This is a genomic window from Streptomyces sp. NBC_01537 (assembly GCF_045040445.1).
In the GTDB taxonomy this organism is placed as follows: domain Bacteria; phylum Actinomycetota; class Actinomycetes; order Streptomycetales; family Streptomycetaceae; genus Actinacidiphila.
In genome coordinates this window covers 1276238-1300024 of the sequence record NZ_CP109392.1, presented here as the reverse complement: position 1 = coordinate 1300024, position 23787 = coordinate 1276238, and the positions used below count along the sequence as shown (strand labels likewise).

Genomic DNA, 23787 nt, shown 5'->3' with positions numbered 1-23787 from the left:
CCGCCGTGACGTCCGTCGCGCAGGGCCGGGTCGCCGAGCGCTTGCACCGGCCCGGCAGCGGTGAGCGGGGCGGCTCCGGCGCCGGGTGAGACGACTATGGGCCACTGGCCAGGTCCTGCCTAGCCCCCTCCCGATCGAGATCGAAGATGTTGATCATTCATGTCCTGGATGCCGCGGCGGCGACGGGGCCGGGCGCGGACGCCGTCAGCTCCGCTCCCACGCGGGCGGCGGTCTCGCGCAGCCAGATGTGGGCCGCGTCATGGGTGTGGACCGGGTGCCACCACAGCGCCTCGTGCAGGGTGACCGCCTCGTAGGGCGCGTCCATGACGCGTACGGCGGCCACCCCGCTCAGCCGCTCGGCCAGGCGCTGCTGCACCAGGGCGATCCGGCGGGTGCCGGCCACCAGGAAGGGCAGCACCTGGAAGCTGTCGACGGAGACCTCGACGCGGGGGTCGACGCCGAGCATGCTCAGCTGCCGGGCGGCAGGCGCGTCGTAGGTGCGCTGGTAGGTGACCCAGGGCAGCCGGGCCAGGTCGTCCATGGTCAGCCGGTCGCCGACCTCGTCATTGGCCTCGGCGACGAGTACGGCCCAGCGGTCGGCGAACAGCTCGACGGCGGGGAAACCGCTGATGACGCCGTGCGGCATCAGCAGCCCGTCGGCCGTGCTGAGCAGCGTCTCGGTGTCCTCCGTGACATCGGCCGGGGTCTGCTGGAAGCGCAGCCGTACGCCAGGGGCCTCGGCGTGCACGGTACGGGCGAGTTCGGCGCCGAAGACGGCAACGGCGTAGTCGGAGGCGAGCAGGGTGAACTCGTGCTCCTCGCTGCCCGGGGCGAAGTCGGCCCGGCTGCTGAAGACGCGTTCCAGCAGGTCGCAGGCGGTGGCCGTGCGGTCGAGCAGGGCTCGGCCGAGGGCCGTCAGTTCGTACTGTCCGCCGACGCGGGAGAGCAGCTCGTCGTCGAAATGGCGGCGCAGGCGGGCCAGGGCTGCGCTCATCGCGGGCTGGCTGAGCCCGATGCGCTGCCCGGCGCGGGTGACGTTGCGTTCCTCCAGCAGGGCGCGCAGGGACAGGACGAGATTGAGATCAAGGCCGGACAGGTACACAGCGCCTCCAGGTCGAGGCCGCCCCGAAAGCAGCACTATTCACACAGTGGATGATCGAGATCCAAAGAATCGATTTCCCAGATTACGGGAGGTGCGGCCAGATTAGTCACATCGCAATCAGGAGGACATGCCCGTGAAACCCGCAGCCCCTTCCACGTCCTTCTCCGGACCTTTCGCCCTCGGCACCCTCTCGGCCCCTGACCAGGCAACTTTCCCCGGTCTGGTGATACCCGACGGCCGTGTGCTGGACCTTCGCACGGCCCTCGGAGAGCCCGCCCTGACAACCCGGGGGATCCTCGAGCGCTGGGACGAGGTGCTCCCGCGTCTGCGCGCCCTCGCGGCGGAGACGACGGCCGCCTGGCAGCCGCTCGACGGCCTGCGGGTGCACGCACCCGTCGAGCCCCGCCAGGTCTTCCAGTCCGGCGCCAACTACCGGCAGCACGTGATCGACCTGGAGGTGGCACACCGCGCGCCCGACGATCCGCGCACAGTGGAGGAGGCACGGTCGGAGATCGCCGCGGTCATGGACCGGCGGGCCGCCGAGGACCTGCCGTACGTCTTCATCGGCCTGCCGAGTGCCATCACCGGCCCGTACGACGACGTGGTCCTTCCCGCGTGGGCGGAACAGCCGGACTGGGAGCTGGAACTGGCGGCCGTCATCGCCAGGCCCGCCTACCGGGTCTCGGTCGAGGAGGCCCTGGAGTACGTCGCCGGGTACACGATCGCCAACGACCTCACCGACCGTGCCACCGTCTTCCGCCGGGACATGAAGGCCATCGGCACCGACTGGCTGCGCAGCAAGAACGCGCCCGGCTTCACCCCGCTCGGCCCGTGGATCCTGCCGGCGGAGTCGATCGCGGACCCGGGCGACCTGCGGGTCACGCTGAAGCTGAACGGCGAGGCCATGCAGGACGAGTCCACCAAGGACATGATCTTCGGCGTCGCCCGTCTGGTGTCGTACGCCTCCCAGAGCGCCCGGCTCCTGCCAGGTGACCTGGTGCTGACGGGCAGCCCGGCCGGCAACGGCATGCACTGGGGGCGCCTGCTGCGCGACGGCGACGTCATGGACGGCTCGATCACCGGGCTCGGCGCCCAGCGCACCCGCTGCGTCGCGGAGGCGTCATGAACCGGCTCGACCCCGAGGGCGCGATCGCCGAAGCCGCCAAGGCGTACTCCAACTGGGGGCGTTGGGGCGAGGACGACGTCCTCGGCACCCTCAACTTCCTCGACGCGGCCAAGCGCCGCGAGGGAGCCGCGCTCGTACGGCGGGGCGTGAGTTTCTCGCTGTCGCAGCGGTTCGACATGGACGGCCCGCAGAAAGGCTGGCGGCGCCGCACCAACCCCGTCCACACCATGCTGGACACGGGCACGGACGCGGCGCTGGGCAACCAGGGCTTCCCGCACGGCATCGGCGGCGCCGACGACGTGATCGCGATGCCGCTGCAGTGCTCCACCCAGTGGGACGGCCTGGGGCACATCTTCGACCACGGCAAGGCGTGGAACGGGCGGGCTGCCGAGAAGACCGTCACCTCGGACGGCGACCTGGTCACCGGCATCGAGCACATGGCTCCGTACGTCGCCGGACGCGGAGTCCTCCTCGACGTCGGCCGCGTGATCGGCGGCGAACTCGGTGAACTGCCGGACGGTTTCGCCATCACCGAGGAGCACCTGACCGCGACGGCCGAGGCGCACGGCGTGGCGGTCGGCCGTGGGGACATCGTCGTCGTGCGGACCGGGCGGCTGGCCCGCGCCCGTCGCGAGGGCTGGGGCGACTACGCGGGCGGAGGCTCACCCGGCCTGTCCTTCACCACGGCCGGCTGGCTGCACCGCACCGAGATCGCCGCCATCGCCACCGACACCTGGGGCTTCGAGGTGCGGCCCAACGAGTTCGACAACGCCTTCCAGCCGCTGCACCAGGTCGCCATCCCCAACATGGGCCTGCTCATCGGCGAGATGTGGGACCCCGACGCGCTCGCGGACGACTGCGCGCACGACGGCGTGTACGAGTTCTGGCTCACCGCCGCCCCCCTGCCCATCACCGGAGCCGTCGGCTCCCCCGTCAACCCGCTCGCCGTCAAGTAACCAGCGGAACAAGGGAGTTCCCGTGACAGACCCCCGTAGTGTCCTCGTCGTCGGCGGCGGCGCCTCCGGCAACGCCGTGACGATCCTGCTGCGCCGCGCCGGTCTCGCCGTGGACCTGATCGAGGCCCGGCCCGACTGGAACGCCACCACCGGCTCCGGCATCACCCTCCAGGGCAACGCCCTGCGCGTCCTGCGCGAACTCGGCGTCTGGGAACAGGTGGGCGCCTCGGGCTGCGCCTTCGGCTCGCTGGGTGTCATCGCCCCCGACGGCACCCTGCTGCACGTGGCCGAGGACATCCAGACCGGCGGCGACGACCTTCCCGCCACCCTCGGCATGCAGCGACCCCGGCTGCAGCAGATCCTCATCGACGCCGTCCGCGCTTCCGGCGCCACCGTCCGCCTGGGCACCACCGCCGACATCCTGGACCAGGACGCCGACGGCGTCTCGGTGCGCTTCAGCGACGGCACGACAGGCCGCTACGACCTGGTGATCGCCGCCGACGGGCTGGGCTCCGCCACCCGCGCCGCGATCGGCATCACCGCGAAACCCGAGCCCACCGGCATGGCCATCTGGCGCACCCCGGCACCCCGCCCGGCGGGCGTCACGCGCACGGACCTGGCGTACGGCGGCCCGGCCTACATCGCCGGCTACTGCCCTACCAGCGAGAACACCATCTACGCGTACGTGGTCGAGGGCTGTCGCGACCGTGCCTCGATCGATCCGGCTTCGTACGCGGACGAGATGCGCCGGCTCACCCAGGGCTACGGCGGCGCCTGGACCGAGATCACCCGGCACATCACCGACCCGGCGAAGGTCAACTACACCTGGTTCGACCGGCTGCTGGTCGAGGGCTCCTGGCACCGCGGCCGGGTCGTCCTGATCGGCGACGCCGCCCACTGCTGCCCGCCCACCCTCGCGCAGGGCGCGGCCATGTCCCTGGAGGACGCCACCGTCCTGGCCGAGCTGCTCACCAGCGGCCGGGCCTGGGACGACGAGCTGTTCCAGGCGTACTACGAGCGCCGCATCCCCCGGGTCCGGACCGTCGTCGAGGCCTCCGTACAGCTCGGGCAGTGGCAGCTGGACGGCGTACGGGACGCCGACGTGCCCGGCCTGTTCGGCCGCACGATGACGATGCTCAAGGAGCGGCCGTGACACCGCCCACGGTCGACGTGCACGCGCACGTCCTCCTCCCCGAGGTCGAGGCCCTCGTGGCCGGCCTCCCCGGTCTGGCCGAGGCCAGGGCGCTGGACGCCCGGCGCAACGGCCCCGCCTCCCTGGCCGTCAGCGGGCCCATGGTCGGCGAGCGCATCCCGAAGCTGACCGACGTCACCGTACGGCTGGCCGCGATGGACGCTCAGGGCGTGGACGTACAGCTGGTCAGCCCGTCGCCCTCGCACTACCACTACTGGACCGACGAGCAGACGGCGGAAAAGGTGTACCGGCTGGCCAACGAGGCGACGGCCGCGCACTGTGCCCAGGCGCCCGCCCGGCTGTACGGGCTCGGACTCGTCCCCCTGCACCATCCGGACCTGGCGGTACGCGCTCTCGACGACGCCCTGGAGCAGGGCCTGCTGGGCGTCGAGCTCGCCGGCCACGCCCCGGGGCGGGAGCTGTCCGATCCCGCGTACGAGCCGTTCTGGTCGCGGGCCGAGGAGACGGGCGCGATCCTCTTCCTGCACCCCTTCGGCTGCACGCTCGACGAGCGGCTGGACCAGTGGTACCTGTCCAACACCGTCGGCCAGCCCACCGAGAACGCTGTCGCGCTCTCGCACCTCATCTTCTCCGGAGTGCTCGACCGGCACCCCGGGCTGACCCTGATCGCCGCCCACGGCGGCGGCTACCTGCCCACCCACATCGGCCGCTCCGACCATGCCTGGTCCACCCGCTCCGACGCGGGCGCGGGCTGCGCCCACCTGCCCAGCAGCTATCTGCGCCGCCTGTACTTCGACTCCCTCGTCCACGACCCGTACGTCCTGCGGGAGCTGGTCCGGGTGGCCGGAGCCGACCGCGTGCTGCTCGGCTCCGACTTCCCCTTCGACATGGGCACCGAGGACCCGGTCGGCGCGCTGCGCGCCGCGCGGCTGCCCGACGCCGACTTCCACGCCGTACGGGGCGGCAATGCCGCCGCCCTCCTCCTCAAGGACTGACACCATGCGCCTGCTCACCCATCTGCGGCACGTCGATCTCGCCGTGCCCGACTACGACAAGCAGCTCGACTTCTACGCCGGCGTCTGGGGCCTGACCAGGACCGCCGAGGACTCGGGCATCTCCTTCCTGGCCGCCGAGGGCTCGCCCGAGCAGTACGTCGTCCGGCTGCGCAAGGCCGACGAGAAGCGCCTGGACCTCGTCTCCTACGGGGCCGCGAGCGCCGAGGACGTCGACACGCTCGCCGAGCGACTCCTCGCCGATGGCGTGCAGCTGATCTCGCAGCCGGGCAAGGTCGACACCCCCGGCGGCGGCTACGGCTTCCGTTTCTTCGACGTCGACGGCCGCACCATCGAGGTGTCTGCCGATGTCGCCGTCCGGCGGCACCGCAGGATCGAGGAGAAGGAGGCGATCCCGGTCAAGCTGTCGCACGTCGTCCTCAACTCCCCGGATCTGAACCGCACCCGGGAGTGGTACGAGCGCCACCTCGGCTTCCGCCTCTCCGACACCCTCATGCACCCGAGGATGGGCGAGGCGATGCACTTCATGCGGATCAGCAACCAGCACCACTCCATGGCCATCGCCCAGGGCCCGCACACCGCCCTGCACCACATCTCCTTCGAGATGCGCGGCCTCGACGAGTACATGCGCGGCTCCGGCCGTGTGATCCGGTCGGGTGCCCGCAAGCTCTGGGGGCCGGGCCGGCACCTGGCGGGCGACAACACCTTCACGTACTTCCTGGACCCGCAGGGCAACACGGTCGAGTACACGACGGAGCTGGAGGCCCTCGACGAGGACACCTGGCACCCGCACGTCTACGACTTCTCCCGGCCCGAGGTAAGCGACCAGTGGGGCACCGCGAACCCGATGAACGAACTGGTCGCCAAGGAGTCGTTCAACGACGTCGACCGCGGCGTGTTCGTCGCCCCGCCGGTGTAAGGGGCGCCCGCCATGCGTATCGCCACTTACCTGTACGAGGGCCGTCGCCACTGCGGCGTCGTGGAGGGAACCGTCGTACGGGCCCTGCCGGACGGCACCTCACCACTCGACGCCCACGGGGCCGGCCCCGTGGGCCCGGCCGTCCCGCTCGCTGACGTAACCCTGCTGCCGCCGCTGGAGCCGCCGACCATCCGGGACTTCGTCACCTTCGAGGAGCACGTCGAAGGCGTACGGCGCTCCGTGGACGGCGCCGGCGGGGTGCCGGAAGCCTGGTACGACGCCCCGACCTTCTACTTCACCAACCCGTACGCGGTCATCGGCCCCTACGACGACATCCCCGTGCCCCCGGGGTCACACCTCCTCGACTTCGAGCTGGAGGTCGCCGCCGTCATCGGCCGGGAGGGGCGGGACCTCACGCCCGAGCAGGCCCGGGACCACATCATCGGCTACACGATCCTCAACGACTGGTCCGCGCGCGATCTCCAGTCCCGTGAGATGCAGGTCCGCCTCGGCCCGTGCAAGGGCAAGGACACGGCCGCCACTCTCGGCCCGTACCTCGTCACCGCCGATGAACTGGAGCCCTACCGCGACCCCGACGGCTTCCTGCGCCTTGCGCTGACCGCCGAGGTCAACGGCGAGGTCGTCGGCAAGGACCTGCTGTCCAACATGAGCTGGACCTTCGAGGAGATGACCGCCTACGCCTCGCGCGGCACGATTGTCCGACCGGGCGACGTGCTCGGCTCGGGCACCTGTGGCAACGGCGGCTGCCTGGCCGAGCTGTGGGGCGTACGGGGCGCGCTGTCCCCGCCGCCGCTCAAGCCCGGCGACACCGTCACCCTGACCGTCGAAGGCATCGGCTCCGTCTCCAACACGGTCGTCGCGGGCGCCGCCCCGGTCCTTCTGCCGACCGCCCGCCGCCGCACCCGGGAGCGGCCGTGAAGAGGCTCGACGGCAAGGTCGCCCTCATCTCCGGGACGGCCCGCGGCCAGGGCCGGGCGGCGGCGCTGCGTTTCGCGGCCGAGGGTGCGATCGTCGTCGGCGGCGACCTGCTGCACGAGGCCGCGCTGGAGACCCAGCGCATGGTCGCCGAGGCGGGCGGCACGGCCCTCACCCCCGGCCCGCTGGACGTCACCGACGAAGGCTCCGTCCGGGCCTGGGCCGAAGAGGCCGTGGACGCTTTCGGAGGCATCGACATCCTCTACGCCAACGCCGGCGCCGTCCGTTTCGGAGCCGTCGACACCCAGCCGTACGAGGACTTCGCCTTCACCATGCGCGCCGAACTGGACTCGGTGTGGTTGGCCGCCCACGTCGCCTGGCCCCATCTGGTGCGCAGCCGGGGCTGCATCCTGACCGTCGGCTCGACGGCCGGACTGACCGGCTCGCTCACCAACCGCCGCACCGCGCACTCCGCCTCCAAGGGCGCGGTGATCGCGCTGACCCGCCAGCTCGCCGCCGAGGGCGCCCCGCACGGCATCCGTGCCAACTGCGTCAGCCCCGGAATGATCGACACCGAGGGCTCACGCGGTGACCTGCTCGCCGGCGACCACCCCATGCGCACCATCGCCCGCCACATCCCGCTCGGCCGCGTCGGCCTCCCCGACGAGGTGGTCAACGCCGCCGTCTTCCTCGCCTCCGACGAGGCGTCGTACATCACCGGCGCCAACCTCGTCGTCGACGGCGGCTGGTCGACGGTGCTCCCCGGAGCCGCCGACTGAGAGGCGATGAAGCGATGGCCCAGAAGCCATGGTTCAGGCCGTGTCCGGGCCGGGCGATCCGTCGCCGGGCAGGCGGGCGAGGGCAAGGCGCAGGAACGCCTGGGCCGCGGGTGAGGCCGGGGCCGGGTCGCGGTGGGCGAGAGCAAGTGGCTGGAGCGCCTGGGGGTCGTCGAGGCGCAGCACGCAGTCGGCGTGGTCGTTCGGGACGATCTCGTCGGCCACCGGGCGCGGCACGATGGCCACGCCGATGCCCTCGAGCGCCAGCGAGGCGAGATCTCCCGCGCCGCGCAACGCGCAGACGCCCCGGCGGCGCGCTCGCGCGCGGTCGAACGCGGCGTCCACCTGCACGCGCAGCCCCGTGTCCGGAATGCATTCGAGGACGCGCTCGTCGGCCAGCTTCCCAGGGTCGGTGACGCCGCTCCCGCGCAGGCGGTGCTGGCGGCCCACGACCACGAGTTCGGCGCCCGCATGCTGGACCAGGGCCACGGCTCGATCGTCAACATCGGCTCCACGGTCATCGTCCGCGGCAGCGCGCGGGCCCCGCAGTACGCCGCCGCCAAGTACGGCCTCCTCGGCATCACCAAGTCCTACGCCCAGGCCTTCGCCCCCACCGTCCGGGCCAACACCTTCGCCCCCGGCTTCATCGAGACCGAAAGGCTCCTCAGCCGCCAGGACTGGAAGTCCGGCCGCCGCGAGGAGCTGATCGCCAAGACCCCACTGGCCCGCATCCCCGGCCCCGCCGAACTCGCCGGCACGGCCCTCTTCCTCGCCACCGACGACGCCGCACACATCACCGGCGCCTGCCTCGACGCCGACGGCGGCTTCAACATGATCGGCGCCTGACAGCCGCGGTGTGATGTTTGAAGTTTCAAGTCACGTGTTGTAGCGTGCTGCGGAGAAGTGTTTGAAGAATCAAACATGAGCGCACGAAAGGCAGCACATCGCCATGAAGCTCACCAAGAAGAAGCGACTGGGCGCGGCCATCGCCACCGGTGTGGTGTTCGCCGCGGTCGCCACGACCGCGATCGCCCAGGCCACCCCGTCGGCAGCCGTGAGTGAGCAGGACCAGCTGCAGGCGCTCTACCGGGCGGCCAAGGCCGAGGGCGGCAAGGTCACCGTCTACATGGGCGGCGACGCGCCCGGCCAGTGGGACTCGCTGGCCTCCGCCTTCACCCAGCAGTTCCCCGGCATGAAGATCCACCTGGTCACCGACCTGAGCAAGTACCACGACGCGCGGATCGACAACCAGCTCGCCACCCACCACGTGGTCGCCGACGCCGCGATCCTGCAGACCGCCCAGGACTTCGACCGCTGGAAGAAGGACGGCGACCTGCTGAAGTACAAGCCGGTCGGCTGGGACAAGGTCTTCACCAACGCCAAGGACAAGGACGGCTACTACACCGGCGTTTTCTACGGTGCCTTCTCCTACATCGTCAACACCAAGCAACTCCCCGCGAGGGCGAGCGACTTCAAGGGCACCGACCTGCTCAAGCCCGAGTACAAGAACAAGCTGATCCTGACCTACCCCAACGACGACGACGCCGTCCTGTTCGGCTACAAGCAGATCGTCGACAAGTACGGCTGGCGTTACCTGGCCAAGCTCGTCCAGCAGAACCCCAAGCTGATCCGCGGCGTCCCCGGCTCCTCGGCCGGCGTGGCCGGCGGCGACTACCTCGCCTCCATAGCCGTCGGCGGCGACGCCCGCCCCAACGGCGCCCAGGTCTTCTCCAGCACCGAGCGCTTCAACTCCTGGGCCCAGCGCGGCGCGATCTTCAAGCAGGCCCCGCACAAGGCCGGCGCCAAGTTCTTCCTGAGCTGGCTCAACGCCAAGGCCACCCAGCAGAACGCCATCGCCACCTGGACCTGGTCCGTACGCAAGGACGTCGCCCCGCCGGCCGGCCTCCAGGCGCTGTCGTCGTACAAGAACACCGACCCCGCCGCGTTCGCCAAGTTCATGTCCAACCGCGCGGCGGTCGAACGCTTCCGCTCCCAGGTCGAGCTGTACTTCGGCCAGGTCCAGGGCACCGACCCCGGCGACCCCGACGGCACCCTCGGCCGTACCCCCGGCGCCTTCTGAGACGCCGGATCGTGGGCGGGGTCTTCCGACCCCGCCCACGATCCGGAGGGCTGCGGGCGAAAGTCCGCGCTACCGGCTGTTCAGCGGCAGCACGGGGAAGGTGTGGCTCTGCCAGATCAGGCGGGAGGGCTCTTCCGGGTAGGCGGTGACGGCCGACTGGCTGTCGAAGCGCTGAACGAGGCGTTGACCGGTGTCGTACGCGGGCCAGCCGGGGTCGCCGTGGGCGGCGAACGAAGCCCATGCGGCGCGCATCCGGGCGGACAGCGCCTCTGCCTCCGGGGAGGGGGTTTCACCGATCAGCATGGCCGGCTGGCCGCGGTCCAGGTTGCCGAAGACGAGGGGTACGTCGAGGCCGTGGCAGGCGCCGAGGGCACCGCCCATGCCCGGGGCCGGCCAGGCCAGCTCGTAGACGTGCGCGCGGCCGCCGGCAGCCGTCTGGGCCTCGGCGAGGTGGAGCGACGGCATGCGGAACAGCCAGTCGGAATGGACCAGTTCGTACAGCTCGTCCGGGCCCGCCGCCGGGAAGGCGTCGCGGTAGCGGCGCGCGCCGTCCGCGCCGGGTGCGAAGACATGGAGGGCGTTCGCCGCCTGCTCCTCGGTCACCTCACCGAGCAGACCGTTGAGGGCGGTGAACAGGCGCTGCTCGTCGCGGGTGTGGCCGACGAGGAGCTCGATGTCGCGGCCGGCGCCGTCGGCCAGGGCCTGCCACGGTGTGACGGCCAGGACCTCGCCGTCGACGACGGGCGAGAAGGGGATCGTTCTGTGCGCGGGCAGGCCCCAGCGTTGCACCCACTGGTCCATCTTGGCGCCGACCGTGTCGGCGGCGGTGGACAGCCGCTGCGGGGCAACGCCGGACAGGTCGGCCACCGTGGGCCGCAGCCCCAGCTCGGCGGCGCAGGCTGCAGCGATGTCCGCGGCAAGCTCCGGCGAGAAGAACGTGCCCGGCGCGCTCTGCGCGACGGCCCGGCGGAAGAGCCCGGCCGCACGGCCCATCGCCAGCAGCGCGGCGACCGATCCGCCACCCGCCGACTGGCCGAAAACCGTGACCCGGTCAGGGTCGCCGCCGAAGGCCCGGATGTTGTCGCGCACCCACTCGAGAGCGGCGACCTGGTCGAGCAGACCCCGGTTGGGAGGAGCCCCCTCGATCTGCGCGAAGCCCTCGATACCCACGCGGTAGTTGAACGTCACCACGATGACGCCACCGTCCCGCGCGAGCCGGCCACCGTCGTACTCGGGGAGGCCGGACATGCCGATCACGTAGGCGCCGCCCTGGATCCACACCATCACCGGCAGCCCCGCGCCCGGGTCGGGTTCGGGCGACCAGACGTTCACCGTCAGCCAGTCCTCGCCCGCCGCGTCCTGCGACAGCGCGTCCATGCCGAAATGCCCGCCCTGCGGGGGCGGCGGGCCGTACGAGACGGCCTCCCGCACCCCGCTCCAGCCCCCCACCGGTCGCGGCGCGGCGAAGCGCAACCCGCCCACCGGGGGCTCGGCGAACGGGATCCCACGGAAGACCGCCACCCCCGCCTCCCGGCTGCCGCGCAGCCTCCCGGCCGCCGCGCGGACTTCGGGCCGGGACCCGGATGGCTTGGACTCGGCAACGGTCATCACAACTTCCCCTCAACCAGGAGGAGAGGGCTCGCGGCGGCCCCGGACCCTGCGGATCATCCACCGCGGCTGGATGCCGCGCCAGCGATTTACGGACGACTCGGACTGCTGCGGACTGTCCGTCCGGTGCGGTAATCGTGCTGATTGCCACGTCCAAGGAGCATCTGAGCTTGCGCCAAACCTGATGGAGGGCCGGCGCCTCGCTCGCCGCGCGGTCAGCGCTGTGAGGACGGCCTCGGGTCCGTCGAGATCGACGGCTGGCTCGGCCCGCACATCGAAGGCGTCCGGGCTCACGTACAGCAGTGTGCTGCTCAGGCCACGGCTCCGCCGTGCCGCTACGATCTCCAACTCCCGAGTAATGGAGGAGAGACATGAGCGATCGCCCTGTCCACACGGTGGAAGTTCCTCTGGGTGATGGCAGCGACGAGTGCGTACGTGTCCAGATCCGGGAGGTGGACGAGACGCTTGTCCGCGTGGGCCGAGGGGGCCGCTCCATCGCGCGGGCCGAACGGTCGCTCGGTCAGATGCTGGACACCGTACGCCCTGTGGCGGAGAGCTTCGTGGGGCGGTTCAAGGGGCTTGCGCATCCGCCGGACGAGATCACGCTGGAGTTCGGGGTGTCGCTGTCTGCCGAGGCGGATGTGGTGATTGCCAGCACGGCGACAGCGGCCAATTTCTCCGTGAGCCTGACCTGGAACAGGAGTGACGCGAGAGGCGCCAACGGAGATACTTCACAGGGGAGTTGATCCCGACAACGGGGGCACGGTGGCACGGAGGTCTCAGTGACGGGGGTTCAGGAGCGGGAGGCCGAGGAGGCGGAGCCGGCACTGGTCTCGGCGGTCGTCCGGGTCAAGGGGCCGGAAGGGGCGATCGGCGGCGCAGGCTTCCTCATTGCTCCGGATCTGGTGCTGACCTGCGCCCATGTGGTGTCGGACGCGCTGGACCGGCGCCGGGAGGACACGGTTGAGGCCGGGACCGAGGTCACGGTCGATCTGCCACTGGCCGGTAACGCCGACGGCGTCGACGGGGGCGACCAGAGTGCCGAGGTCCAGCGCTGGATACCGATCAGACCCGATCAGACCGGGGACATCGCTGTCCTGCGGTTGCGGAACCGGATCCCCGGAGCCCGTCCGCTTCCCATGGCCGACCCGCAGCGCGGCGTATGGGACCACGACGCGCGCACCGTGGGCTTCACCGACGACAACCCGGGGGGAATCTGGCAAAGCGGCAGGTTCCGCGGGCCCACCCACCAGGGCTGGATTCAGCTCTCGCGGGCCGACGGTGAGGCCGTGTACGTCAAGGGGGGCTTCAGCGGCAGCCCTGTCTGGGACAACGAACTGGGTGCTGCCGTCGGGATGATGGTGGCGGCGCAGCCCGTGCGCGAGGCCCAGCAGGCGTTCGTCCTGCGGATGAGGACCCTGCTCAAGGAAGTACCCGAACTCGCCCCGTTGGTGAGCCCGGCCACGCCCTTCCGTGGTCTTTCCACCTTTCAGGAGGACGACGCGGATGTCTTCTTCGGCCGGGACGATGACATCGACCGAGTGGTCACCGCCCTGCGCGGCGATCAGTCCACCGTTACGGTGTACGGGCCGTCGGGCTGCGGTAAGTCGTCGCTCGCGCTGGCCGGTGTGGTGCCGAGGATGCGGCAGGACGGCTACCGGGTGCTGCAGATGAACGCCGCACACTTCTCTTCCCTGCGGACCGCGCTCGCCACCGAACTGTTCGAGATCGCGAGGTCGGGGCAGTACGGGCCCCCGCGCGCGGAGAGCGCCGACCAAGTGGAGCTTTGGCTCGCCGAGTTGGGGCTGGCGGACACCGTCCACCGCGCCCTGGGTTCGTCGGCCGGCCGGCTCCTCGTCGTACTCGATCAGGCCGAAGCGCTCCTGGACCGTTCCGAGGCGCTGGCCGAGGAGGCCGCCGGTCTGCTGTTCCCCGAGCGGCAGCAGGACAGGGTACGGGTGCTGGTCACGCTGCGGGCCGACTTCATGGACGCGGCGCTGAACCACGCACGCCTCGGCTCCGCGCTGAAGAGGGGCGTGACGGTCCCGCTCACGCCGATGTCCCGGGACCAGCTCGCAGAAGTGATCAGTGAGCCGGTCAAGCGCATCCCGGCCGTGGAGTACGACCCGGGCCTGGAGCGCCGCATCCTCCACGAAGCGGGCGGCGAACCGGGAATCCTGCCCCTGCTGGGATTCGTCCTGGCCCAGCTGTGGGACCACAAGGCCGCCGGACGGCTGCGGACCTCGACGTACGACGAGAACGAGGGCGTGTCCGGAGCCCTGAAACGCCATGCCGAGCAGGCATGGAAGGAGTGCGTCGAGAAGCAGCACAAGGGCAAGGACGGGGGCAACGACGGGGATGGGGACGGAGACGGAGACACGAAGGAGGCGCTGCGGCTGCTCACCGGCCTGGTCCGGGTGCTGCCGGGGAGTGAGGCTCCGCTGCGCCGCATGCTCACCCGCGAGGAAGCCGGTGAGAGGCGGTGGCGGATCGCGAAGTCGCTCGCCGCGCGGCGGCTGCTCGTACTGCATGGGGACGAGGGCGAACCGCAGAGTGTCGAACTCGCCCACGAGGCGCTGATCAGCGCCTGGCCGACGCTCGCGCAGCAGGTCAAGGCAGACGGAGAGTTTCTGGCCGGCAGGGCGGAACTCGGGCACGACCTCGACCGTTGGCAGAAGGCGAACAGGCCCCCGGACCTGCTGCCCGGCTCGCTGCAACTCCTCTCCCTGCAGAGCCGCTTGCACGGCCGCGAGGCGGACCTGGCCCAGGAGCAGCGGGAATTCCTTGCGCTGGCCAGCCGACGCCAGCGGGCACTGCGGGTTCGGGCGCGTGCGGGGTGGGTCACGATTGCCCTGGTCCTTGCGCTGATCGCAGGACTGGGCACGTTTCTCGTGCAGGAGTCACAGGTGAGTGCACAACGGGAGGCCGAGGGACGGTCGAGGGCGCTTGCGGTGCAGTCGGACGAGTTGACGGACAGCAACCCCGGGCAGGCCGCTCTGACGGCGCTTGCGGCGTATGAGACGGCGCCGACGCAGGAGGCCCGCAGCGCGCTGCTGCGCCGGTACGAGGAGCTGAAGGACGCGGCGTGGACACTGACGGGAGCCGAGGGGCCGATCCGGGCGGCGGCCATGAGCGCGGACGGCGCGGTGACACTGGTGACGACCGAGCTCGGTCGCGCGACCCTGTTCGTGCGCACGGCCAAGGGCAGGGTCAGGCAGGAGCAACTCCGCCTCTCCGCCAACGTCTTGTCCCCTGTGGTCAGCCGAGACGGACGGCGGATCGCCTATCTGCGCGAGGCGGACGGGGTGGTGGTCTGGCGTGACGTGACGCCTTCGGGGAAGCGGCTGGTGGGAGCGGCGCATCCGCTCCACGGTGGTGAGATCAAACACCTCACGCTCGGCGCGCGGGTGGGCGATTCCAAGATCATGGACTTCTCCCCGGACTCCCGCCGATTGGTCGGGCTGTTGACGGAAGAGGCCGGAACGCCGACACAGCCCGCGGTGCGAGTGTGGGACCTGGACACGGGAGAGCTCCGGATGCTGCCGAAGCGGGTCTCGGGCTTTCAGGAGGTGTGGTTCGGGCCGGACGAGGACTCATTGGTGGCCCAGCGCATTACCGATGTGGCATCGCTGAAGGCTTCGGTGGTGACGGTCGACATCGGTACCGGGAAGATGCGCGAACTGGCGAAGGGGACCGCCTGGTCGGGTACCGGAGTGTCGGGCGACGGCAGTGTGGTGATCGCCTGCCGGGAGGGATCCGGCTCAAAGACGAAAGAGGCCCGGTTTCAGGCCATACGCGTGGCGGACGGGCGGGTACTGAGCGACTACGGCCGAGGGACCGAGAGCTCTTGCACGGACATCGCCGTCGACAAGACAGGTCAGCACTTCGCGCTGAAGGCCGCGACGGACGAGTGGGACCTCGTCGACACGCGACGAGGCGGGAAAGCACAGCGGTTCTCCGGCCCCGACCTCGACTACTCGACCGTGACCGCACGCCTGCCCCTCCTCGGGACTCCGCGAGAGCCAGCCATCGTCGCCCGGGACGGGAAAGCGGTGACCGGGTGGGCACTGGCGAAGGATGACGGCAGCACCGCCTACAGCCCTCCGCAGCTACTCGGCGACGGAAGCAGGATGGTGGTCCGCGTGGGCGAAGACGGCGACAGCCTGCGCGTCATGGAGACGGAAGGCGAGGAACGAACCCTTGCCGAAGTGACCAGCGATGCCGAAACGCCCCCGGACGCGAAGCAGGAACTCCGGGTCAACCGCGCCGAGACGCTTGTGGCGGACGTGTCGGACCTGAACCGGATCACCATCCGTACACTGCCCTCGCTGCGCAAGGTGGCCGAGTTCACCACGGCAAAGCCACCCACCGACAAGGACGGGAAGCCGGAACTGCTGCAGTTCCGCTTCCTCAGCGACGATCAGCTCGTAACGGTCTCCGGCACGCGCGTCGAGCACTGGGACGCCCGCGAGGAACGCCACCTGACGCAATCGTTCGACCTGCGTGACCTGCGGCTCACCACACAGAGCGAGCCGACCTACTTCGTGGGCGGCCGCCCCGCGCCGGGGTACGTGGGGGTCACCGTGGCCGGCGAACCGTACGTGCATGCCATCAACCTGCGAACAGGCAAGGAGAACAAGAGCCTTCATGTACGCCTCGGCGATGACCTCAACGTGGCCGTACCTCTGGAGGACTCGCGCTACATGGCCGTCATGACCACGGGCAGCATGGTTGAGCTGTGGTCGGTACGACCCGGGCAGACGCCGAAGAGAGTGGCAGGCCCGATCGGGCCGCTGAACCCAGACCGCTGGGCGGCCGGCGGCACCGGAGGCTCCGGATTCTTCCTCGCCAACAACAGTTCCGTACGCTTCCTGAAGGCGGACGACCCCGGGTACCGGGAGACGTACGAATTCGCGGAGGACCAGGGCTTCCTGGCGGCCACCAAGGACGGCAAGGCGTTGCTGCGCTCACCCGTGTCCGGAGGCCGCCTGGGGTTGATCCGCCTCGACCCCGCCCTCTGGAAGCGGCACCTGTGCGCCGTCCTCGGTCGTGACTTCACCGACGACGAACGCGGGGGTCTCCCCGACGGCCTGCCGACCGAGATCTGCCCTTCCTGATCCCAAGCACCACCGATGGCACAGTCGAGAGCGTTGAAGGGATCAGTAGACACCGGAGACGGGCACTCACACTGCCCGCCGAGATCGAGGCTGCGGCGCGGGCTGCCATTTCATCAGCTGCTCCACCGCAACCAGGCGTGACGCAGAAGGAACAGAGTGGCCAGGGTTCGGGTATACGAGATCGCCAAAGAGTACGGAGTCGAGAGCCGCGTCATTCTGGCCAAGCTCCAGGAACTCGGTCTGTCAGCAAGCACGGCCTCTTCCTCCGTCGACGCCCCGGCGGTGCGAAAACTGGTGGACGCCCTGTCCGGACCCACCGCAACGGCCCGTGCAGCATCACTGATCCACCACCCCTTCGCCGGGCATGCGGACCGGCTGTTCTCGGTGGCGTTCAGTCCCGATGGCACCACTGTGGCCACCGGCGGTCATGGCGCCACCCGGTTGTGGGATCCGGCGACGGGTGAGGAGCTGCGCACCCTCACCGGTCACACCGGTCCGGTGCGCTCGGTGGCGTTCAGTCCTGATGGCGCCACTGTGGTCACGGGTGGCGACGACGGCACGCGGTTGTGGGATCCGGTGACGGGTGAGGAGCTGCGCACCCTCACCGGCCGTAGCGGCTCGGTGTTCTCGGTGGCGTTCAGTCCTGATGGCGCCACTGTGGTCACGGGTGGCGACGACGGCACGCGGTTGTGGGATCCGGTTTCGGGTGAGGAGCTGCGCACCCTCACCGGTCACACCGGTCCGGTGCGCTCGGTGGCGTTCAGTCCTGATGGCGCCACTGTGGTCACGGGTGGCGACGACGGCACGCGGTTGTGGGATCCGGTTTCGGGTGAGGAGCTGCGCACCCTCACCGGTCACACCGGTCCGGTGGTCTCGGTGGCATTCGGTCCCAATGGCGCCACGGTGGCCACCGGTGGTCATGGCGGTGTCGTGCGGTTGTGGGATCCGGTGACGGGTGAGGAATTGCGCACCCTCACGGGCAACACCAGCCCGGTGTTCTCGGTGGCGTTCAGTCCTGATGGCACCACCCTGGCCAGCAGCGGTTTCGATGGTGTAGTGCGGTTGTGGGATCCGGTGACGGGTGAGGAGCTGCGCACCCTCACGGGCAACACCAGCCCGGTGTTCTCGGTGGCGTTCAGTCCTGATGGCGCCACTGTGGCCACGGGTGGCGACGACGGCACGCGGTTGTGGGATCCGGCGACGGGTGAGGAACTGGACACCCTCACAGGCCGTAGCGGCTGGGCTGTGTCGGTGGCGTTTGATCCCGATGGCACCACGGTGGCCACCGGCGGTTTCGATGGTGTCGTGCGGTTGTGGGATCCGGTGACGGGTGAGGAGCTGCGCACCCTCATCGGCCGTAGCGGCCCGGTGTTCTCGGTGGCGTTCAGTCCCGATGGCACCACCCTGGCCAGCAGCGGTTTCGATGGTGTCGTGCGGTTGTGGGGTCCGGTGACGGGTGAGGAGCTGCGCACCCTCACCGGTCACACCAGCCCGGTGCGCTCGGTGGCATTCAGTCCCGATGGCACCATGGTGGCCACCAGTGGTCACGGCGGCACCGTGCGGTTGTGGGACCCGGCGACGGGCAAGGAAGTGCGCACCCTCCCCGGCCACACCAGCCCAGTGGCGTTCAGCCCCGATGGCACCACCCTGGCCACCGGCGACCTCGGTGCCGTGCGGTTGTGGGATCCGGCGACGGGTGAGGAACTGCGCACCCTCATCGGCCGCGGCCGCATCGGCCAGGTGCGCTCGGTGGCGTTCAGTCCTGATGGCGCCACTGTGGCCACGGTTGGCGACGACGGCGCGCGGTTGTGGGATCCGGCGACAGGTGAGGAACTACTGCGCACCTTCACCGCCCACGCTGGCCAGGTGCGCTCGGTGGCGTTCAGTCCCGATGGCACCACCCTGGCAACCGGCGGCAATGACGGCATCCGGTTGTGGGATCCAGCGGCAGGTGGGGAACTGCTGCGCACCCTCACCGGCCACACCGGCCCGGTGGTCTCGATGGCGTTCAGTCCCGATGGCACCACTCTGGCCAGCACCGGTGACGACGGCACCATTCGGACATGGGATCCCGCAACAGGTCAGCAGCAGGCCGGCACGGGGTTCGACGAGGCCCTGCGGTTCCTGCGGCCCCTGCCGGGACTGCACAGTGACACGTCCAGCTCCGACGACCTCCTCAATAACGCGGCCGACGTCGAGATGCTGGCCAGGCTCGCCGCTGCCAGGGACACCCGGCCACCCCTGGCCATCGCGCTACTGGGAGCATGGGGCGCAGGCAAGTCCAGCTTCATGGACCAGATGCGCCGCCAGGTCGCGCAGTTGGCTGACCTGTCAGCGAACAACCCCGGCCGCAGCGCGTTCGCCTCCGAGGTGCGGCAAATCCGCTTCAACGCATGGCACTACAGCGACGATCACTTGTGGGCCGGCCTGATCGAGCATCTGTTCCAATCTCTGGCTGAGGCGCCCGGGCAGGAGGCAGTGGCCTCCGACCCGGCGACGGTCCGGGCAGAGCGCGAGCGGCTGATCACGCGCTTGGCCTCGCTCCAAGACGATCAGCGGCACCTGAAGACGCAACTCGCCCAGACCGAGGCCTCCCGACCGGGCGGGTTCGTGGCGTTTCTGGGCTCTCCGGTCGAGGCGTTGCGGATGCCGTTCCTCGCTGGACGCATGATTGTGCGCGACGCCTGGCGGGGCAAGTGGGTCATCATCGGTTTGGTCGTGGCTGCCGCTGTTGCCTATCCCAGCCGGCACTGGCTGACCGCCTGGGCGGCCGCGTTGATCGGGGCCGCCGGTGTACTGGTGCCATCGGTGCTGCCGGTGTGGTTGGTGGTCCGGCGCTGGCACCAGCAGGGGCAGACCATCACGAGCAGACTCCGCACGTCCCTGGAAGGCCGTCAGCGCAGGCTGCGCGATGAGGTGAGCGCAGCCCAGTCCCGACTGGCCGAGGTGGACGCCGCAGTGCGGCTGGCCGACTTCCTGGCCGATCGCAGCGGGCCGAATGCCTACCAGGAGTACCGGGGGCTGCTCGGACAGGTGCACCGGGATCTGCTCCAGCTCAGTGACACACTGCGTGAGGTACGCGCGCAGTGGGAGAGCGCGCGCCCGGCCACACCGCCACCGCTGGAACGGATCGTGCTGTACATCGACGACCTCGACCGGTGCTCGCCGGCACGCGTCGTCGAGGTGCTGGCAGCGGTGCATCTCATGCTCGCCCTGCCGCTGTTCGTGGTCGTGGTCGCGGTCGACGCACGCTGGCTGCTGAACTCCCTGCAACATCACTACCGGGAACTGTTCGCCGCGGAAGCAACGGACGCCCCCGTCGACCCGCAGGACAGCGCCACCCCCCTGGACTACCTGGACAAAATCTTCCAGATACCGTTCGCCGTCCCCTCGGCCACACCCGAGACGACCGGCCGCTACCTCAGCACCCTGCTCGGGGAACCCACGCCCACGGCCGGCCGGCCGGCCGCCTCTGCCGCGCCCGGGCATGGCCTGGCACCCCAGCCGAGCCGGCCAGCGGGAGCACCCGGTTCCGCTGGTTCCACCGAGCCCGTCGAGTTCTCCGGTGCCGGGCACGGGATGACACCGGACCCGTTCCGCGAGGTGTTCCAGCTGCCCGGCGGGATGCCTGCGGGAGCCCAGCCAATGGTCCCTGACCTGCAGCCCGAACAGCTGACGCTGCAGGCCGTTGAGATCGCCTTCATGTCACGCCTCGGGGGCTTGACCCCGACCCCGCGGGCCGCCAAGAAACTCGTCAACCTTTACCGGCTGGTCCGCATCGGCGTAGACCGCAATGAGTTGCCCGCCTTCGTCGGCACCGAACGGAACCCCGGAACCCACCAGGTCGTCCAGCTCCTGCTGGCCGTGCTCGTCGGCAGCCCCCGCCACTCGACCGCTGTCTTCGACGCGATCCTGAAAGCGGACCCGGCAGATGACATCTCCACGGTCCTGAAAGGCGCACCGCAGGATCACACCGCCGAACACCACCTGGCCGGCCTCATCGAAGAGCTCAGCGCCACTTCGCCGATCATCACAGCTACCACCATCTACCAGTCGTGGTGCCCCCACCTGGCGCGCTTCTCCTTCCACACCCGCAGCCTTGCCTAACACCAGCAACCTGACGCTGGATGAGTCCACCGGTCACAAGAGCAGGCTGACCGGCGTACATGGCGTGGGCAGCTGTACCTCCAGGTCGCCGGTGCCGTGGTGGCCGAGCTCCCCCACGTCCCGGGAGAATCCGGGAACGAGGTCGACCTTATTCGGGTCGGCCTTGAGGCAGACGAGCAACTTGGCCTTCTCCGGCGGGCATACGCAGGCGAGGTTCCGCAGCCGCTGGCAGGCCCGTTACTGCTTGCGCTGGACCTTGGTGATGTCGTCGTATTCGCGCACGTCGTCACGGACCGCGAGGCCAATCAGTTACGGTCGACCGGGGCAAACAGGGCCTGAAACGCTCCGGCATGGTGGACGGACCCGCCGTGAGGCGATCCGCGCGGCGTTCGCGGGGCATGCGGACGGACCGCCAGGGCAGTAGGACGCCTCCGGAGGACCACGAGATCGCGAGGATGCTGGCCCCTGTCGCGGCCGGCGAACTCCTCGTTCCCTACCCTGGCATGTGGGCCCACCCGCCGTACCGACCGCGAGCCGGGCGGCCGGTGATCGCCCATGATCCGGGCGTCACCGTGATTGTCGTCGACCGCGACAGCGGCACCGTCCTGCTGCTCGACGAGGACGGGGAGTCCGTGCCCAACAGTTCCCCGGCCATGCTGGTGGAATGCGCCCGCCGCTACACAGCAGCCGTACGCACTCCGGACACCGACGACGACCGGTGGGAGGCCATCGGCAGGTACCTGCTGGCTCAGATCCGCGCGATCGATCCCGCTGCGGCCGACGGCGAGAGTTTTTGGGCGGTGGCCGCCGAGGAGGTCGGCGGACCGAGGCCCAGCGGGCCGAGGTGTTCACACCCGACCAGTGGCGACGGCTCACCGCGGCGGCCGACCTGACGGTCGCTCCACCTCTGCACGGACTCCGCATGGCCCTGGACGTGATGGCCCGGACGGCGTCCCTACGCGCCCGGCCCCTGCCACGGCCGGAAGTCCTGGTCGTCTGCGGCGACCACGCCGGTGAGCCGTCCCGCGATCTGGAACCCGACCTCCTGGACAGGCTGCCGGGCCTGCGGCTCATCTGCCACCTTGCCGCGCCAGGCACGCCCTCCCGGGCACCGTCCGCGCCCGGAATCCCCACGGTCGTGGTCGAAGGCAGCGACCCGGCCTCGGCGATCGTCGGCGGTGCGGGCTATGTCGCCGTGCCGTCGCCCTGCTGGAGGCCGAGCAGATCGATGGCGGCGGTGCGCATGGCGACCTTGCGGATCTTGCCCGTCACGGTCATCGGGAACTCGTCCGTGATGTGCACATAGCGCGGGATCTTGTAGTGCGCGAGCTTTCCGGTGCAGTACGCCCGCAGCGATTCGGCGGTGAGCGGGACGGCTCCTTCGCGCATTCGGATCCAGGCCATCACCTCCTCGCCCAGCCGGTCGTCCGGCACGCCGATGACCTGGACGTCGAGGATGTCCGGGTGGGTGTACAGGAACTCCTCGATCTCGCGCGGGTAGATGTTCTCGCCGCCACGGATGACGAGGTCCTTGATGCGGCCGGTGATGCCGACGTAGCCCTCGTCGTCCATCACCGCGAGATCACCGGTGTGCATCCAGCCGTCGGGGTCGATCGCCTCGGCGGTCCTGTCGGGCTGCTCCCAGTAGCCGAGCATCACCGAGTAGCCGCGCGTGCACAGCTCGCCGGGTGTGCCTCTCGGCACGGTCCGTCCGCTGCCCGGCTCGACGACCTTGACCTCGACGTGCGGGTGGACCCGGCCGACGGTGGAGACCCGGCGCTCGACGGGGTCGTCGGCGCGGGTCTGGGTGGAGACCGGTGAGGTCTCGGTCATGCCGTAGCAGATGGCGACCTCGGTCATGCCCATGCGCTCGATGACCTGTTTCATCACCTCGACCGGGCAGGGCGAGCCCGCGAGGATGCCGGTGCGCAGGCTGGACAGGTCGTAGGTGTCGAAGTCCGCTTCGGCCAGTTCCGCGATGAACATGGTGGGCACCCCGTACAGGGAGGTGCAGCGCTCGGACTGCACGGCCTCCAGGGTCGCCTTCGGCTCGAAGGACGGCGCGGGGATGACCATGCAGGCGCCGTGGCTGGTCGCCGCGAGATTGCCCATGACCATGCCGAAGCAGTGGTAGAAGGGCACCGGGATGCAGATCCGGTCGGCTTCGGTGTAGCCGCACAGCTCGCCCACGAGGTAGCCGTTGTTGAGGATGTTGCGGTGGGAGAGAGTGGCGCCCTTGGGGAAGCCGGTGGTGCCCGAGGTGTACTGGATGTTGATGGGGTCGTGCGCACGCAGGGTGCCCGCGATGTCCGCCAGTACGGCCGGGTCGGCGTCCCGGCCGCTTCGCAGCAGCGCCTCCCACTCCGGGCCGGCGAGCAGTGCCACGTGCTCCAGCTCCGGGCAGCGGGGCCGTACGTCGTCGATCATCGCGGCGTAGTCGGAGGTCTTGTGCGTCGCGGCGGCGACCAGCAGCCGGACCCCGGCCTGGTTGAGCACGTACTCCACCTCGTGCACGCGGTAGGCCGGGTTGATGGTCACCAGGATCGCGCCGATCCTGGCGGTGGCGTACTGCGTGAACACCCATTCCGCGCGGTTCGGCGACCAGATGCCCACGCGGTCGCCCTTGCGGATCCCCTTCGCCAGCAGGCCCAGCGCGAGGACGTCGACCTCTGCGGCCAGCTCGCGGTAGGTCCACCGGCGGCCGGCCGTACGGTCCACCAGGGCGTCGCGGTCCGGGAAACGCCGCACGGCAGCGGCGAGGTTCTCCCCGATGGTGTCGGTCAGAAGCGGTGTCCGCGACTCACCCGCCGCGTAACTCGTTTCGGCAACCATGCTGCGAACGCCTCCCCATTGAGACCTGCCCGGACGATGTCCGCCAGCGTCACCGATGGGGA

18 protein-coding genes and 1 pseudogene are annotated in these 23787 nt (G+C 70.2%); 13 read left to right on the top strand and 6 right to left on the bottom strand.

The features are described 5' to 3' along the window. Positions 1-157: 157 nt before the first annotated feature. Entirely contained in the window at positions 158-1102 is a 945-nt protein-coding gene (locus tag OG607_RS06060; protein WP_405719740.1) for a LysR family transcriptional regulator, read from the bottom strand. Between the two features lie 127 nt (positions 1103-1229). Here OG607_RS06060 and OG607_RS06055 point away from each other — a divergent pair, with 127 nt between their 5' ends. From OG607_RS06055 to OG607_RS06025, 7 genes are read left to right on the top strand one after another with little or no spacing between them, the layout of a single operon-like run. Beyond that, positions 1230-2228: a fumarylacetoacetate hydrolase family protein gene (locus OG607_RS06055; RefSeq protein ID WP_405719738.1), complete on the top strand. Its 999-nt coding sequence runs from the start codon at positions 1230-1232 to the stop codon at positions 2226-2228. After that, positions 2225-3184: a cyclase family protein gene (locus tag OG607_RS06050; RefSeq protein WP_405719736.1), complete on the top strand. Its 960-nt coding sequence runs from the start codon at positions 2225-2227 to the stop codon at positions 3182-3184. The genes OG607_RS06055 and OG607_RS06050 overlap by 4 nt, the downstream gene beginning before the upstream one ends. Positions 3185-3206: 22 nt before the next feature. After that, positions 3207-4337, top strand: coding sequence for an FAD-dependent oxidoreductase (locus tag OG607_RS06045; RefSeq protein ID WP_405719734.1), 1131 nt, complete (start codon positions 3207-3209; stop codon positions 4335-4337). Further along, the gene (locus tag OG607_RS06040; RefSeq protein ID WP_405719732.1) at positions 4334-5332 is read left to right on the top strand and encodes an amidohydrolase family protein; all 999 of its coding nucleotides are present in this window, start codon (positions 4334-4336) and stop codon (positions 5330-5332) included. Before OG607_RS06045 ends, OG607_RS06040 begins: the two co-directional genes overlap by 4 nt. Before the next feature lie 4 nt (positions 5333-5336). Further along, the gene (locus OG607_RS06035) at positions 5337-6269 is read left to right on the top strand and encodes a VOC family protein (protein ID WP_405719730.1); all 933 of its coding nucleotides are present in this window, start codon (positions 5337-5339) and stop codon (positions 6267-6269) included. Positions 6270-6281: 12 nt separating this feature from the next. Continuing rightward, on the top strand, positions 6282-7208 hold the full coding sequence (locus OG607_RS06030) for a fumarylacetoacetate hydrolase family protein (protein WP_405719728.1): 927 nt from the start codon (positions 6282-6284) through the stop codon (positions 7206-7208). Beyond that, the gene (locus OG607_RS06025) at positions 7205-7984 is read left to right on the top strand and encodes an SDR family NAD(P)-dependent oxidoreductase (RefSeq protein ID WP_405719726.1); all 780 of its coding nucleotides are present in this window, start codon (positions 7205-7207) and stop codon (positions 7982-7984) included. The genes OG607_RS06030 and OG607_RS06025 overlap by 4 nt, the downstream gene beginning before the upstream one ends. Before the next feature lie 33 nt (positions 7985-8017). On the opposite strand, the gene OG607_RS06020 is transcribed toward OG607_RS06025, so the two are convergent. Next, a complete protein-coding gene (locus OG607_RS06020; RefSeq protein WP_405719724.1) occupies positions 8018-8470 on the bottom strand; it encodes a LysR substrate-binding domain-containing protein in 453 nt (150 codons plus the stop codon). Between OG607_RS06020 and OG607_RS06015 the strand changes: the two genes are divergently transcribed. Beyond that, a complete protein-coding gene (locus OG607_RS06015) occupies positions 8453-8827 on the top strand; it encodes an SDR family NAD(P)-dependent oxidoreductase (RefSeq protein ID WP_405719722.1) in 375 nt (124 codons plus the stop codon). The genes OG607_RS06020 and OG607_RS06015 overlap by 18 nt on opposite strands. Positions 8828-8930: 103 nt before the next feature. After that, positions 8931-10061 (top strand): ABC transporter substrate-binding protein, encoded by a 1131-nt coding sequence (locus OG607_RS06010; protein WP_405719720.1) that lies wholly within the window; start codon positions 8931-8933, stop codon positions 10059-10061. Positions 10062-10130: 69 nt separating this feature from the next. On the opposite strand, the gene OG607_RS06005 is transcribed toward OG607_RS06010, so the two are convergent. Next, positions 10131-11669 (bottom strand): carboxylesterase/lipase family protein, encoded by a 1539-nt coding sequence (locus OG607_RS06005; RefSeq protein WP_405719718.1) that lies wholly within the window; start codon positions 11667-11669, stop codon positions 10131-10133. A 371-nt stretch (positions 11670-12040) separates the two neighbouring features. Here OG607_RS06005 and OG607_RS06000 point away from each other — a divergent pair, with 371 nt between their 5' ends. From OG607_RS06000 to OG607_RS05990, 3 genes are all read left to right on the top strand, one after another. Continuing rightward, positions 12041-12415, top strand: a complete 375-nt coding sequence (locus tag OG607_RS06000) for a CU044_2847 family protein (protein WP_405719716.1) — start codon at positions 12041-12043, stop codon at positions 12413-12415. Positions 12416-12451: 36 nt separating this feature from the next. Further along, complete coding sequence (locus OG607_RS05995; RefSeq protein ID WP_405719714.1) at positions 12452-16786, top strand: trypsin-like peptidase domain-containing protein; 4335 nt, start codon at positions 12452-12454, stop codon at positions 16784-16786. Positions 16787-16942: 156 nt separating this feature from the next. Next, positions 16943-20893 carry a translation initiation factor IF-2 N-terminal domain-containing protein gene (locus OG607_RS05990; protein WP_405719712.1) on the top strand — a complete coding sequence of 1317 codons (3951 nt, stop codon included), beginning with the start codon at positions 16943-16945 and terminating at the stop codon, positions 20891-20893. A gap of 33 nt (positions 20894-20926) precedes the next feature. Here the strand turns inward: OG607_RS05990 and OG607_RS05985 are convergent. After that, positions 20927-21148, bottom strand: a pseudogene (locus OG607_RS05985) (hypothetical protein); the annotation flags it as partial. A gap of 143 nt (positions 21149-21291) precedes the next feature. Here OG607_RS05985 and OG607_RS05980 point away from each other — a divergent pair. After that, a complete protein-coding gene (locus tag OG607_RS05980; protein WP_405719710.1) occupies positions 21292-21786 on the top strand; it encodes an SUKH-4 family immunity protein in 495 nt (164 codons plus the stop codon). Positions 21787-21848: 62 nt separating this feature from the next. On the opposite strand, the gene OG607_RS05975 is transcribed toward OG607_RS05980, so the two are convergent. Continuing rightward, a complete protein-coding gene (locus tag OG607_RS05975; RefSeq protein ID WP_405719708.1) occupies positions 21849-21974 on the bottom strand; it encodes a hypothetical protein in 126 nt (41 codons plus the stop codon). Between the two features lie 104 nt (positions 21975-22078). After that, positions 22079-23725: an AMP-binding protein gene (locus OG607_RS05970; protein WP_405719706.1), complete on the bottom strand. Its 1647-nt coding sequence runs from the start codon at positions 23723-23725 to the stop codon at positions 22079-22081. Positions 23726-23787 lie beyond the last annotated feature (62 nt).